The organism is Nocardia sp. NPDC101769 (genome assembly GCF_044766925.1).
GTDB lineage: Bacteria > Actinomycetota > Actinomycetes > Mycobacteriales > Mycobacteriaceae > Nocardia.
This window is the reverse complement of the sequence record NZ_JBIWMX010000015.1, coordinates 117809-130919: the sequence shown is the minus strand read 5'-3', so window position 1 is coordinate 130919 and position 13111 is coordinate 117809. Positions and strand designations below refer to the sequence as shown.

Genomic DNA, 13111 nt, shown 5'->3' with positions numbered 1-13111 from the left:
TCGGCGCGTTCCCGATCGATCAAACGCGGGACAGGTCGAACTTCCCCGCCATGACCGCGCCCACGAACGCATCCCACTGACCGGCGGTGAAGACATGCGCCGGCCCGGCGGGATTCTTGGAGTCGCGGACACCGACCTTGCCCCCGGCCAGGAACGCGGCCTCCACGCACTCCTTGCTGCCGCCACTTCTACTGCTCTTGAACCAACGTGCGCCGTTGAGTTCGTAGTTCATGCGTTGTACTCCCTTGCTATCTCGCGCACCAGATCTCTGCTGCTCGATTCATCCAGCGCAGCCCGCTGGAGGACTCTGTACGCGTGGATGTAGCGGTCGACGACATCGTGCTTCTCCGAGTACATGTCGCTCGAGTAGCCCTCGCCGTAGATCGTGGTCGGAGCGACAGGCTGGCCACGTCCGTCCGGCCCGAAGTCGATGATCACGAACGGCCCGGTCTGATCACCGGTCGGCATCCCGGCGGAGAACGGAAGGATGCGGAGGGTCACGTTCGGCAAAGTACTTGCCTCGGCAAGACGTTTGAGTTGGTCTGCCATTATCTTCGGCCCGCCGATCACTCTGCGCAACGCAGTTTCTCCGAGCACCATGTTCAGCTGAGGCTTCTTGAGGTTGTGTGTGAGGAGGCGCTGCCGCCTCGCCTTCAACTCCAATCGCCCCGCGAGAGCGGCTTCTCCGTCGTCAGGGTTAGCGGTGTAGGCCAGCACGCGTGCGTAGGGACGCGTCTGGAGGAGTCCGGGGATGAGGTCGGGCTGGTAGGTCGTCAGCATCGTGGCAGCGGATTCCATATCCACATAGATGCGGAAGTCCTCCGGAAGAACACGGCTGAACTCGTGCCACCATGATTTCCCGGCGGCGGTTTCCGCCAAGCCCCTCAGGTGCGCGGCCTGGCGATCGTCTATCTGGTACAGCCGGATCAGGAGGTCCAGATCGGGACGGCGGATCTTCGCAACCTCTCCGGCCTCGTGTCGCTGGAGCTTGCTCTTGCTCCAATCCATCTGTCTGCCAGCCTGTTCCAACGTGAACCCTGCCTCCTCGCGGGCGGACTTCAGGTACCGACCAAGTTGGCGGCGGGTGAGGGTGCTTTCGCTTTCGGACATGGAATTTCCCGTTCTCGGGTCATCATGTTTCCCGCTCCGCGACGATGATTATTCCCGGAGCGGGAAAATCATCTCACGGTCCGAGGGTCGAATCCTGGTGAAACAGTGAGAAAATCCGGATTCCCGCTTTTCACTTCCCAACTCCTCATCGCCTCGATGCACTTGATGCATGGCAACCCAGCAGCAAGGCAAGCAGCCCGAGCACCAGAGATCCTGGGTCGACGACGACTGCCAGAACGGTTCGATTCACCCCATCACCCGGGCGCGGGCCAAAGGCATCAGCGCGATCCATGCCAACTGCGAGCCGCCGTGCCCGCGCGCGGAGAGCGCCCGAAAGTACCTGAAACGGGAAGGAATTCACCATGCCGGTACAGAACATGACCGGTGAGAGTCCGGTCGAACGGCAGGTGTGGCTGTACCGGGAGCTCTACGGTCTGCCCTGTCGGGTATCGGGCGCCCGAATCACCCTGTCCACCAGTGATGTCAGCGCGATCAATGCGCCGAGCGGACTGGCGGCGCTGATCGACGATGAACTGTTCTGGAGCAAGAAGGTCACGCCGATCCTGGACGAGGGCACCGGCAGCGGCGACCTGATCCTGCTGGCCGCCCCGAGCCCGCTCGACATGAGCCGCAGCGCCGCCGATCTCCGCCGCCGCGCGCGCTTCGAGTTCCTGCCGCCGGGAAGGCAAATCGCCCTCCCCTCCACCCTCCCTCCTCCCGGACCCGAGCCCCACTGGTTCAGATACCCGCAGGCGGAGAGGCTCCAGCCCATCACCGCGATCCTACGAGCGATCCGCATCGTCCTCCGCGACATTCCCCGCACCTACCCCGTCTAGCCGCGAGAGGACACCATGATCACCGAAATCGTCACCACCGCAGCTACTTTCATGCTCCTCGCGTGGTATCTCGCGCAGACCGGCCGACGCTACCTCCCCGGGCCACGCATCCCGGACCACCGCTCGGTTGCCGCAATCCGAGCCCGCATCGAAGGCGAGAAGCGCGTGGCCGCAGCCTCGAAGCACGAGGCCGCCCGATTGGCGACCCAGTTCACGCTCACGACATGACAACCAAGCCGTCCGCTACGCCATATCCGTCCTACCTGCTGTGAGTTACGTTGCCGGTCAACGATTCTCGTACGGGTCGGCACGCACATGCGCGCGCATTCCCCGGAGGCCGAACAGTATGAGTAGTTCGACCGTTCCGCCGTCGGCGCCCTCCGATGCGGATAGCTGGCGGGGCGTCGAGCGGTATTCATGGGTTGGGGGTGGCGTCCGGGGTCTGTGGCCGCTGGCGGGATGGGGTGTCGTCGCCGGGCAGCAGGATGCTCGCGTAGGTGCGGCGGGTGCGGCCGGGTCCCGACGGGTTGGCCAGGCTGGGCTGGAGCACGCTGAGCAGTTTGCGGCGCAGTTCGGCGAACTCGGTGTCGGTGAGCCACATGGCTGCGAGGCGGTAGGCGACCTGGTCGCGTAGCAGGTCGATATCGCCGCGAGCGAGGTAGCGGTCGAAGTCGCCGAGCAGGCCGGCGATGTACGCCATGAAGGCTTGGCGGTGGTCGTCGGCGCTCATCGCGTTGATCTCGTCCAGGCCGAGGCTGGCCGCGCTCAGTCACCAAAGGCCGCCTCATCATCCGAGGCGCATTCCAGCTACTTGCCCAACCACTCTGATCACGCACACCGAGCCACCACCCACCCTTCACGAACATCCTCGACTGCCGCGTGGCGGGCGGTTCGAAGCGGCCGACACGGTGCGGCCGAAGATCAACGCGCCGAGATCATCTCAGCCTCAGGAACGCACCATCATGCGCCGCGTACCACGCTGACCGAACCGGTCAGCGTGCGCGGCGGAAGATCAACGGGCAGTGCGCGTTACGGCCACGAGACGCCATGATCGCCAGAGAACACCGGCAGTGCGGGACGTTCGACCGTCCCCGTCGAGCTGGGCGGCTGATCTTCAGCCCGAGCGGGCCGAACATTCCTATGTGCTTGCTCCCAGCACGGTGGCAGCGATCCCGGTGATCACCGAGATGGCGTCGAACAGGTCGCCGTCAGGTCCGACCAAGGTGTCGAACGTCTCGAAGCTGGTGAGGGCCCGTGAGGGCGCAGTTTCGCCGTAAGCCGGGACGACCGCGCAGAAGGGGGCCTCTCGAGCAGCTCCCTCGGTCGATGTCCGTATCTTGCAAGAACATGTCATTGCAGACATCCGCTCCGGGAACGACCCTGGAGACATGGAAGCGGAACCGAACCACATCGTCCTGGTGACGGTCTTCCCGGGTGTGGACGCCTTTGACGTCGCAGGACCTGCGGAGGTGTTCACCATGGCCAATTTGCTGTTACCGCCCGGACGGCCACGCTACGAGATCCTCTTCATCGGACCTTCCCGCGATGCCATCCGAACGGCCGCAGGCCTCCGTGTCCAGGCTGACATCTCGTTCGAGGAGTTTCGCGGTCACCCCGACACCATCATCATCTGCGGACACATGGACGTGGGGCCCGACGGGCCGTTCCCTGTGATCGACCCCGAGGTCACCGCCTGGCTGGCTGCGGCGGGTGAGGGCGCCGGCCGCGTGGCCGCGGTCTGCGCGGGCAGTCACATCGCGGCCGCCGCGGGGCTTCTCGACGGCCACCGGGCCACCACGCACTGGGCCACCGCACCGCGTCTGGCTGCGGACCATCCGCTTGTCGAGGTGGACGCCGACCCGATCTTCGTGCGTTCGGGGCGAATATGGACAAGCGCCGGGATTACTTCGTCACTGGACCTCGCGCTCGCGCTGGTGACCGAGGACCACGGCGACGAGGTGGCACTGGAGGTCGCCAGGAACATGGTCATGTACGTCCAGCGGCCGGGAGGTCAAAGCCAGTTCAGCGTTCCGCTGGCGGCCCAGCCCGGCAAGCGCGACGACATCGCCGAGCTGCGGCGGTGGATCGGAGAGAACCTGACCGCCGACCTCTCGGTCGGTGCACTCGCCGATCGCCTCTCGGTCAGCCCACGGCACCTGTCCCGGATCTTCCGGGCCGAAGTCGGCTCGACCCCGGGTGAATACATCGAGAGCCTGCGCCTGGAGCAAGCCCGTCGCCTCCTGGAACGCACTCGGAAGACCCCCTCCGCCATCGCCACCGACTGTGGATTCGGCTCTCTGGAGACCCTCCACCGCGCTTTCCGGATGCGTCTGGGGGCCACACCGGCCGAATACCGCAAACGCTTCACCGCCGCGCCGTAGCCGGCCGACCAATCACACATACGCGATCCACCCTCCGTGGATCGAATTCATCGCAAGGAGAAACACATCGTGCAGCAGATTTTCGTTGAGCTATACAATTACCGCCCCGAATGGCGCGCTCTCGACGACGAGCAGCGTCAGACCTTCGTCATGGGCGTGATGGATGCCTTGACCGGTCTCCAGAAGCAGGGTGTCGAGGTCATCGGATACGGTGCGAACGACCTCGAGACCGACCGCCGCGCACCGTACGACTTCTTCTGCGTCTACCGAGTCCCCGATGTCGACGCTCAGCGCAAGATCGAAGCCGAAGTCGCCGCGTCCGGCTGGTACGACTACTTCGATCAGGTGAACGTCAGTGGCGCTGCCCGCACACCCATCGGCACGCTGCTCAACCACGTCGCCCTGCTCCCGCCGGCCCCGCAGGGTCCGCCGATCTCGGCCGTCTCGCCCTTCACCAAGCACCGGGCGAACGTACTCGGACGCACCATGACCTTCCTCGACGAAGGGGCCGGCATCCCGGTCGTGTTCGTGCACGGCGACGTCATGTCGTCATTCCTGTGGCGCAACGTGATCCCTCACCTCGACGGGCTGCCCGCGCGCACCATCGCGGTCGACCTCATCGGCGCCGGCGACTCCGACAAGCTCCCCGGCGCCGGACCCGGCACTTACAGCTTCGCCACCCACGCTCGATACTTCGACGCGTGGATGGAGACGCTCAACCTGTCCGAAGGTGTCGTGCTCGTGGGTCACGACTGGGGCGCCAACGTCGCCTTCGACTGGGCCATGCGGAACGAGGGACGGGTCCGCGGCCTGGCCTTCTCCGAGGGGATCACCCCGCCGTTCGACTGGGAGGACTGGCCGGCGGAGATGCGGCCGGCGTTCCAGTACCTGCGGACCGCGGAAGGCGAGCAGGACGTCCTGGAGAACAACGTCTTCGTCAACGCCGCTCCGCACAGCATCACCCGTGTGCTCACGCCGGCCGAGCTCGCCGAGATCGTGCGCCCCTATGCGAAAAGCGGCGAGGACCGCCGCCCCACCATCGACTGGCCCAGCCAAGTACCGTTCGGCGACGACCGCAGCGAGATACGCACGGTTCTCGAAGCGCAGGCCGAATGGCTTGCCAGCGCCTCTGTCCCCAAGCTCCACCTCCCCGGTGTCCCCGGCGGCATCGCCCGGCAAGGTGGGCGCAGGCGGGAAATGATCAGTACCTGGCCCAACCTCACCGAGGCCCCGGTCCCGGGGATCCACTGGACTCCCGAAGACGCTCCCCACGCGATGGGCGCCGCGCTCGCCGATTGGCTGCGAACAATCGGCGTCTGAAACACCGTCCAGCGCCGACTGCCGCCCTGCCTTCGTGGCGGCGGCCGGCGCCCCGGTCGCGCCGACCCATGGATAACGAGTCCGCTTCACCGGCGGGTCCGGTCGAGGCGTTCTCGGCCGAACCCCTCCGCTTTCAACATATCTCGCTTGCGGCAAGACCTAGAGGGCCGCAGAATAGGCGCTCGATGCCAGGACCTGCGGAAATGCGGAATCAGCGAGACGGTTGCACGCGCGGCCGCGCTGACGACAGGACGCACGGCGGCTGGGTGAGAATTGGGCGAATGGGTGGTTCATGTTCGATGTGATCATTGCGGGGTGCGGGCCGACCGGTGCGATGCTGGCCGCCGAACTGCGGCTGCACGATGTGCGGGTACTCGTTCTGGAGAAAGAACCCGAGCCCGTATCGTTCGTGCGCATAGTCGGTCTGCATATTCGCAGTATCGAGCTGATGGCGATGCGCGGACTGCTGGATCGCATTCTCGAACGCGGAAGACCGCGTCCGGTCGGCGGTATCTTCGCCGCCATCACCAAACCCGCTCCCGAGGGCCTGGATTCCGCGCACGCTTATCTGCTGGGCATCCCGCAGCCGGTCGTCGATCATCTACTCGAAGAACATGCGATCGAACTGGGTGCGCAGGTCCGAAGCGGTTGCGCGGTGGCCGATTTCGAGCAGGACGACGAGGGTGTGACCGTCGAGCTGGCCGACGGGGAGCGGCTGCGGTCGCGTTACCTCGTCGGCTGTGACGGCGCGCGCAGTACGGTGCGCAAACTGCTCGGCGTCGGCTTCCCCGGCGAGCCCGCACGGACCGAGACGCTGATGGGCGAGATGGAAGTGGGTGTGCCGCAGGAGGAGATCGCCGCCAAGGTCGCCGAAATCCGCAAGACCAACAAGGTATTCAGTCTCGGGCCCTTCGGTGAAGGGGTCTATCGCGTCGTCGTCCCCACCAAGGGAGTCAGCGAGGATCGCACGGAACCACCCACCCTCGAGGATTTCAAACAAGGGTTGCGCGACATCGCCGGAACCGATTTCGGCGTGCACTCCCCGCGCTGGCTGTCCCGCTTCGGGGATGCCACCCGGCTGGCCGAGCACTATCGGGTCGGTCGGGTGCTGCTGGCCGGCGATGCGGCGCACATCCATCCGCCCACCGGCGGTCAGGGCCTCAACCTTGGCGTTCAGGACGCGTTCAACCTCGGCTGGAAACTGGCCGCACAGATCCGCGGCTGGGCACCGGAAACATTGCTGGACACCTACCAGACCGAACGTCATCCGGTCGCCGAAGACGTACTGGACAACACCCGCGCCCAGATGGAACTGCTGTCCACCGAACCGGGCCCGCAGGCCGTGCGCAGGCTGCTCACCGAACTGATGGATTTCGACGAGGTGAACCGCTATCTGATCGAGAAGATCACCGCGATCGACATCCGCTACGACTTCGGCGAGGGCCCCGACCTGCTCGGCCGCCGGCTGCGCGATATCGACCTGCAACAGGGTCGCCTCTACGACCGACTACATCGGGGCCGCGGCCTGGTACTCGACCGCACCGGACGTCTGACCGTCGAGGGCTGGTCGGACCGGGTCGACCTCATCGCGGATCCCACCGCGGCACTGGATGTTCCGGCGATCCTGCTCCGGCCCGACGGCCACGTCGCCTGGATCGGCGAGAACCAGCGGCACCTGAACGAGCACCTCGCCCGCTGGTTCGGCAAGCCCGCCAACTGATTTCAACCGTTCGTCGGCAATCCGTCACCGCATCACCGAATGATCATCGCGTGCTCTATCGGGGATCATCGGCGCCTCCTTCGGGCTACAACCCGTTCTAGCCTGGTCAGGATGCCGTTGGCCGCACCGCTACTACCACTGCTCGTGGTGGAATTTCCCTGTGGGACAAGATGTCTCATGCGGCAACGGTGGTGCGGGCAGCCCTACGACGGATTGGGAAATCGAATGAAATTCCGCAGCGCCACCGCGACTTCCATACTGGTTGTCGGCGCACTGACCGGCGGTCTGGGGACCGTGCATGCCGAGCCCGCCGCCCCGGCCGATCCAGGGATCAAGTACTCACTCAAGGTGGTCGACAAGACCGTGGTCGCCACACTCCGGGGCGCGAGGTTCGCGCTGATCGAGCAGGACGGCCCGACGCCTGACGCTCCGAAGACCCAGGTGGCCAACATCAAGGACGACAGCGGTGCGACGGTACTGTCGATGCCGCTCGACTACCGGATCGGGGACGCCCGGGTTCCCGTCAAAGCGGTCACGAGGAACGATGACACCGTTCTCGAGATCACACCGACGAAGCCGGAAGGAGTGCAGATCTCCAACCAGCAACTCGCGCTCGAACCGATTGCCTCTCCGCAAGAGGACCAGCGAGCGCTGAACGAATTCAGCAGCAAGCTGTCGGTCGCCGGTCAAGTCGGCGCATTGGTCGGCGGGATAATCGGTTTCGTCGTCGGTTGCGTTGCCAGCATCGCGATCGGCTGCATCCCCGGCGGTGTTGCCGGGGTCCCGGCGGGCGGAATCATCGGTGGCCTGGTGGCGGGCGGCCCGACGTTGATCGCCGCGGGCATCGACCTGCTGAATACCTGGCAGGCCGCACCGGGCACCTCCAAGTGGGCCGATCCGCAGCCGCAACCCGCGCCACAGAACTGATCCGCACCTCACCGAACGGCAAATGCGCACTACTCGAGAAGCCCTCGGGTGCACTGAGGGTTTCCGGTTCGACGACGCTCCTCGTCAGGCGAGCCGGCCGGAATCAGATCGGTCGACAGGACCGGCCATCCGGTTCGGCGCCGCCGCGGCCGGATCGTCGGCGCCGCTACGAGATCGCGCGACTGACCGGCCTCCGGATAACCCGATCGGTCTGCTGCGATACGGCCACCAGCAACGCGCCGTGCGGGACTCGTCGCGCCGACTTGGCGGGTCAGCGCGGACGGTCGAGGTGTACAAGTCCATGTTGGTGGGCGTAGACGACCGCGTGGATGCGGTCTCGCACACCGAGTTTGGCGAGGACTCGGGAGACGTGGGTCTTGACCGTCTCCTCGCCGACGCCCAGGGCGGCGGCGATCTCGCTGTTGCTGCGGGCATCGGCCACCAGTAGCAGGACCTCCCGCTCGCGGGCGGTGAGTTGCGCCAGCTCCGGCGGCTCGGACGGCGGGGCGATGCCGGTCACCAGGCGGGTCGCCAGGCGGCGCGTCATGGACGGGTCGATGACGGCGTCGCCGCGCACTGCCACCCGGATGGCGGCCACGAGTTCCTCCGGCGGAAGGCTTTTCAGCAGAAAGCCACTGGCCCCGGCCGACAGCGCGCGATGCAGGTTGGCCTCGCTGTCGTAGGTGGTGAGCACCAGCACCCGGGTGCCGCCCGCCGCCACGATGGCGGCGGTGGCGGCGAGCCCGTCCAGCTTCGGCATGCGCACATCCAGGATCGCCACGTCCGGATGGGTGCGGGCGGCCGCCTCGATGGCGGCCCGGCCGTCGCCCACTTCGGCCACGCACTCCAGATCCGGGTGCGCGTCCACCACCGCGCGCAGACCGGAACGGAACACGGTGTGGTCATCGGCGATCAGGATGGTGATGCTCATGCGGCTCCGATCGGCTGTGCGGTCCCAATGGGCATTATGCGGTCCCCACCGGCACGGAAACCCGGACGACCCAGCGGGTTCCGGACGGGTCGGCGCCGTAGGCGACGGTGCCGTCGAACAGTTCGACCCGGCGGCGGATCCCATCCAGGCCGCGCGGCACCCCGGTGGTGGTCTCCAGGGCGGCAATGGGATTCGTCTCGCGCAGCTCCACCGCGTCCGGGCGATAACCGATCTCCAGCGCGGCCGCATCACGCCCGTGCCGCAGTGCATTGGTCAGCAGCTCCTGGACCACCCGGTAGAGCATGACGTCCAGCGACTCCGGCAGCACCGGCGGCTCACCCGAAACCGTCACGTGCACAGTCAGTCCGGCATCCCGCACCCGCTGCGCCAGGTCCTCGATATCGGCGAGGCCGGGCTGCCGCTCGCCCTCGTCGTCGCGGCCGTGCAGCAGGTCAAGCTGGCGGCGCAGATCCACCATGGCGGCGCGGCTGCTCGACTCCACCGCGGACACCGAACGCGCCGCCGCCTCGGTATCGGTGCGGGACAGGGCCATTCGCGCCACCCCGGCGTGAATCCCGATGGCGCTCACATGGTGCGAGATGACGTCGTGCAGATCCCGCGCGATGGCCTCGCGCTCATCGGCCAGCGCCCGGTCCAGCGCCGCCCGCTGCTCCTGCTGCCGCAGGGTCTCCCGCTGCTCCAGCTCCGCGATATAGGCCCCGCGCGCCGCGGTGTACCGGCCCACCAGCCAGGGCACCACGCCCGCGCCCAGCGCGAAGATCGCCAGCCGGACCGGATTGTTGGCGCCCTCGATGGCCGCCACCACGTTCACCGTCAGCGAGCCGCCGGCCAGCAGCAGCATGGTCAGCACCGAGCTGATCCCGCTCAGCCACGCACCCGCCTGATATCCCGCGACCAGGAAGCCGACGTCGAAAACCCGTGCGGTGATGCCGTAGTGGTGGGCGAACAGCGCCACCGCCACCTTCACCACCACCTGCGCCACCGCCACCGCGGCCGCCGTCGACGCGGGCGCGGCCAGCGCCAGATCGGCTGCCACCGTGGCCAGCGTCAGGATCGCGGCCAGCGCGGGCGCGGCGCCGAAGGCCCCGCACATCACCATCTGAGCGCCGTCCAGCGCCGCCGCGACGGCGGCCACCAGCAGCGACTGCCGGGCCAGTGACCTGGTCACATCCATGGCCGCACGGTACCCCGGGGACCGGCCGTCCCCCGTGTGGGGGACGCGGAATCCCCCGTCGGCGCGACGATCCGCGCGCGCCGGGGAACTAGCGTCGAGCACATGCCAGCAGCCCGACCGGCCCGCCGAGGAGCACGCCCGTGAATGCCGATCTGTTCATCTACGCCCTGCCGGCGTTCGCGCTGCTCATGTTGATCGAATGGATCGACAACCGGCGCGACCCGGACCGCCCGGCCAATGGCATCGACCGCCGCGACACCACCTCCAACATCGCCACCTTCGTGCTCGGCCGCATAGCCAAACCGATTCTGGCGCAGGTGATTCCGTTCTCCGGCGTGGTGCTGGCCGCGCACTTCACCCCGCTGCACCTGTCGCCGGCGCACTGGTGGGTGTGGGTGCTGGGCCTGATCGTCACCGATTTCTGCTACTACTGGGCGCATCGAGCCGACCACCGGGTGCGGCTGCTGTGGACCTCGCACAGCGTCCACCACTCCAGCCGGTTCTTCAACTTCTCCACCGCCATCCGGCTGCCCTGGGCGCATCCGGCCGCCAATATCGTGCGCGGCCTGTGCTGGGTGCCCGCGGCACTGCTGGGCTTCCCGGCCTGGATGGTGTTCGCCCTGCAGTCGCTGGGGCTGCTCTACCAGTTCCCGATCCACACCCAGCGCGTGAAAACCCTGTGGCGGCCCCTCGAATTCGTGTTCAACACCCCGGCCCACCACCGCGTGCACCACGGCTCCAACCAGCCGTATCTGGACACCAATTACGGCGGCATCCTGATCATCTGGGATCGCCTGTTCGGCAGCTTCGCCACGGAGACCGAACCGATTCGCTACGGGTTGACCACGGACATCAATACCGACAATCCACTCAAGGTCAATTACACCGAACTCGTCGATCTGGTCCGTGATGTCCGGACGGCCCGAACCTGGCGCGGGCGTCTCGGATATATATTCGGCCCGCCCGGCTGGCACGAGAATGCCGCAACCCCCGAGCTCGAAAAGGTCACGGCCGCGGTCTAGTCCAATAAGAAAAGGGGCGCTTCGTCATACGACGAAGCGCCCCTTTTGTTGCCCGGCCAGTGGCTACGCCACACCCTCGGCGCGAGCCGCGTTGCCCACGGCCTCGGCGACGGCCGGAGCCACGCGCGGGTCCAGCGGGCTCGGGATGATCTTGTCCACGGACAGCTCACCGGCCACCACGTTGAAGATCGCCTCGGCCGCAGCCACCTTCATGCCCTCGGTGATACGGCGCGCGCCGGCATCCAGCGCGCCCTTGAAGACGCCCGGGAAGGCCAGCACATTGTTGATCTGGTTCGGGAAGTCGCTGCGGCCGGTGGCCACGATGGCGGCGTACTTCTTGGCCACCTCGGGGTGGATCTCCGGGTTCGGGTTCGACATGGCGAACACGACGGACTCGGGAGCCATCGATGCGATGAGCTCCTCGGCGATGGTGCCGGCCGACAGGCCCAGGAACACGTCCGCGCCCGCGAGCGCCTCGGCCGCGCCGCCGGTGACACCGCGCGGGTTGGTGCGCTTCGCCAGCTCCGCCTTGACCTCGTTGAGGTCGGTGCGGTCCTGGCTCACGATGCCCTTCGAGTCGAGCACGATGATGTCGGAAACGCCTGCGGCCAGCAGGATGTCGGTGCACGCCACACCGGCCGCGCCGGCACCGGACACCACAACCTTCAGGCCGGACATGTCACGACCCTGCACAGCGGCCGCACCCTTGAGGGCGGCCAGCACCACGATGGCGGTGCCGTGCTGGTCGTCGTGCATGACCGGGCAGTCCAGCGCCTCGATCACGCGCTTCTCGATCTCGAAGCAGCGCGGCGCGGAGATGTCCTCGAGGTTGACCGCGCCGAAGCTCGGGCGCAGGCGGATCAGGGTCTCGACGATCTCGTCGGGGTCCTTGGTGTCGAGCACCAGCGGAATGGAGTCCAGCCCGGCGAACTTCTTGAACAGTGCCGCCTTGCCCTCCATCACCGGCAGCGAGGCGCGGGCGCCGATGTCGCCCAGGCCCAGCACGGCGGTGCCATCGGACACGACCACGACCAGGCGCTCGGCCCAGGTGTAGGTCTTGGCGAGGGACTCGTCCTCGGCGATGCCGAGGCACACCTTCGCGACGCCGGGGGTGTAGGCGATGGACAGGTCGCGCTGGGTCTCCAGCGGCGCGGTGAGTTCGACCGAGAGCTTGCCGCCAAGGTGCCCGGCGAAAATTTCTTCGTTGGTGATGTCGGACAGGTTCGCCCCATTGGACGCGGGGGCCTCGGTGGCATTCACTGCTTCAGTCACGGGTGACACGATTTCACTCCTGATCGGTTCGGACTCAACCGTTGGACGGTTACCGTTCGGTAATAGCGGAATTTGTGGTTTCGGTGCTCATATATCTTTTGCCGCAGCCGCGTTCAGCGACGTCGACACCACTTCCGAGCCACTTCGTGGAAACCTTGCCACCTCATCGTGGCGACGCATACAAAGTATTACGGCATTGCGAGAAGTGTGTCGCGCCAGCGCAGATCATCGAGCGAGAACCGGAGGGGTGTGTCCGGGCGATACAGCCGGGGTGACCTCGTGTGAACCCGCGAGTCGGGGTTCGTGATCACCGAGTGTCCCGGGCCGGGCGGTGGCGGCGGCCGGGATCGGCCCATTCTGCCAGTCGCTGCGACGGCCTGCCAAATCGCCCCCGGGT

14 protein-coding genes are annotated in these 13111 nt (G+C 66.8%); 8 read left to right on the top strand and 6 right to left on the bottom strand.

All coding sequences use genetic code 11. The features are described 5' to 3' along the window. Window positions 1-19 precede the first annotated feature (19 nt). Window positions 20-232 (bottom strand): DUF397 domain-containing protein, encoded by a 213-nt coding sequence (locus tag ACIRRA_RS23645; RefSeq protein WP_402771752.1) that lies wholly within the window; start codon window positions 230-232, stop codon window positions 20-22. Continuing rightward, complete coding sequence (locus ACIRRA_RS23640; RefSeq protein WP_402771749.1) at window positions 229-1110, bottom strand: helix-turn-helix domain-containing protein; 882 nt, start codon at window positions 1108-1110, stop codon at window positions 229-231. Before ACIRRA_RS23640 ends, ACIRRA_RS23645 begins: the two co-directional genes overlap by 4 nt. Window positions 1111-1279: 169 nt before the next feature. Between ACIRRA_RS23640 and ACIRRA_RS23635 the strand changes: the two genes are divergently transcribed. From ACIRRA_RS23635 to ACIRRA_RS23625, 3 genes are read left to right on the top strand one after another with little or no spacing between them, the layout of a single operon-like run. After that, window positions 1280-1498 (top strand): hypothetical protein, encoded by a 219-nt coding sequence (locus ACIRRA_RS23635; protein WP_357001834.1) that lies wholly within the window; start codon window positions 1280-1282, stop codon window positions 1496-1498. Then, window positions 1473-1946: a hypothetical protein gene (locus tag ACIRRA_RS23630; RefSeq protein ID WP_402771746.1), complete on the top strand. Its 474-nt coding sequence runs from the start codon at window positions 1473-1475 to the stop codon at window positions 1944-1946. Before ACIRRA_RS23635 ends, ACIRRA_RS23630 begins: the two co-directional genes overlap by 26 nt. A gap of 15 nt (window positions 1947-1961) precedes the next feature. Next, window positions 1962-2174, top strand: a complete 213-nt coding sequence (locus tag ACIRRA_RS23625; RefSeq protein WP_402771743.1) for a hypothetical protein — start codon at window positions 1962-1964, stop codon at window positions 2172-2174. A gap of 187 nt (window positions 2175-2361) precedes the next feature. On the opposite strand, the gene ACIRRA_RS23620 is transcribed toward ACIRRA_RS23625, so the two are convergent. Continuing rightward, window positions 2362-2676: a hypothetical protein gene (locus ACIRRA_RS23620; protein WP_402771740.1), complete on the bottom strand. Its 315-nt coding sequence runs from the start codon at window positions 2674-2676 to the stop codon at window positions 2362-2364. Between the two features lie 658 nt (window positions 2677-3334). Between ACIRRA_RS23620 and ACIRRA_RS23615 the strand changes: the two genes are divergently transcribed. The 4 genes from ACIRRA_RS23615 to ACIRRA_RS23600 all read left to right on the top strand — a co-directional run bounded on the left by ACIRRA_RS23615 (window position 3335) and on the right by ACIRRA_RS23600 (window position 8294). After that, entirely contained in the window at window positions 3335-4327 is a 993-nt protein-coding gene (locus ACIRRA_RS23615; RefSeq protein ID WP_402771737.1) for a GlxA family transcriptional regulator, read from the top strand. Window positions 4328-4396: 69 nt separating this feature from the next. Beyond that, window positions 4397-5647: a haloalkane dehalogenase gene (locus ACIRRA_RS23610; protein WP_402771734.1), complete on the top strand. Its 1251-nt coding sequence runs from the start codon at window positions 4397-4399 to the stop codon at window positions 5645-5647. Window positions 5648-5939: 292 nt separating this feature from the next. Then, window positions 5940-7367 (top strand): rifampin monooxygenase, encoded by a 1428-nt coding sequence (gene rox / locus ACIRRA_RS23605; RefSeq protein WP_402771733.1) that lies wholly within the window; start codon window positions 5940-5942, stop codon window positions 7365-7367. A 348-nt stretch (window positions 7368-7715) separates the two neighbouring features. Beyond that, window positions 7716-8294, top strand: a complete 579-nt coding sequence (locus ACIRRA_RS23600) for a hypothetical protein (protein WP_402771730.1) — start codon at window positions 7716-7718, stop codon at window positions 8292-8294. Window positions 8295-8565: 271 nt separating this feature from the next. On the opposite strand, the gene ACIRRA_RS23595 is transcribed toward ACIRRA_RS23600, so the two are convergent. Both ACIRRA_RS23595 and ACIRRA_RS23590 read right to left on the bottom strand, forming a co-directional pair. After that, entirely contained in the window at window positions 8566-9225 is a 660-nt protein-coding gene (locus ACIRRA_RS23595) for a response regulator transcription factor (protein WP_357011979.1), read from the bottom strand. Between the two features lie 34 nt (window positions 9226-9259). After that, on the bottom strand, window positions 9260-10420 hold the full coding sequence (locus ACIRRA_RS23590) for a sensor histidine kinase (RefSeq protein WP_402771727.1): 1161 nt from the start codon (window positions 10418-10420) through the stop codon (window positions 9260-9262). Window positions 10421-10560: 140 nt separating this feature from the next. Here ACIRRA_RS23590 and ACIRRA_RS23585 point away from each other — a divergent pair, with 140 nt between their 5' ends. Then, complete coding sequence (locus ACIRRA_RS23585) at window positions 10561-11442, top strand: sterol desaturase family protein (RefSeq protein WP_402771724.1); 882 nt, start codon at window positions 10561-10563, stop codon at window positions 11440-11442. Window positions 11443-11505: 63 nt separating this feature from the next. Here the strand turns inward: ACIRRA_RS23585 and ACIRRA_RS23580 are convergent, their stop codons facing one another. After that, window positions 11506-12723, bottom strand: a complete 1218-nt coding sequence (locus ACIRRA_RS23580) for an NADP-dependent malic enzyme (protein WP_402771721.1) — start codon at window positions 12721-12723, stop codon at window positions 11506-11508. Between the last annotated feature and the right edge of the window lie 388 nt (window positions 12724-13111).

Coding starts and splice junctions, on each gene's coding strand:
- rox (WP_402771733.1), top strand. CDS start 5,940: ATGTTCGATGTGATCATTGCGGGGTGCGGGCCGACCGGTGCGATGCTG.
- ACIRRA_RS23595 (WP_357011979.1), bottom strand. CDS start 9,225: ATGAGCATCACCATCCTGATCGCCGATGACCACACCGTGTTCCGTTCC.
- ACIRRA_RS23635 (WP_357001834.1), top strand. CDS start 1,280: ATGGCAACCCAGCAGCAAGGCAAGCAGCCCGAGCACCAGAGATCCTGG.
- ACIRRA_RS23590 (WP_402771727.1), bottom strand. CDS start 10,420: ATGGATGTGACCAGGTCACTGGCCCGGCAGTCGCTGCTGGTGGCCGCC.
- ACIRRA_RS23645 (WP_402771752.1), bottom strand. CDS start 232: ATGAACTACGAACTCAACGGCGCACGTTGGTTCAAGAGCAGTAGAAGT.
- ACIRRA_RS23620 (WP_402771740.1), bottom strand. CDS start 2,676: ATGAGCGCCGACGACCACCGCCAAGCCTTCATGGCGTACATCGCCGGC.
- ACIRRA_RS23625 (WP_402771743.1), top strand. CDS start 1,962: ATGATCACCGAAATCGTCACCACCGCAGCTACTTTCATGCTCCTCGCG.
- ACIRRA_RS23630 (WP_402771746.1), top strand. CDS start 1,473: ATGCCGGTACAGAACATGACCGGTGAGAGTCCGGTCGAACGGCAGGTG.
- ACIRRA_RS23640 (WP_402771749.1), bottom strand. CDS start 1,110: ATGTCCGAAAGCGAAAGCACCCTCACCCGCCGCCAACTTGGTCGGTAC.
- ACIRRA_RS23615 (WP_402771737.1), top strand. CDS start 3,335: ATGGAAGCGGAACCGAACCACATCGTCCTGGTGACGGTCTTCCCGGGT.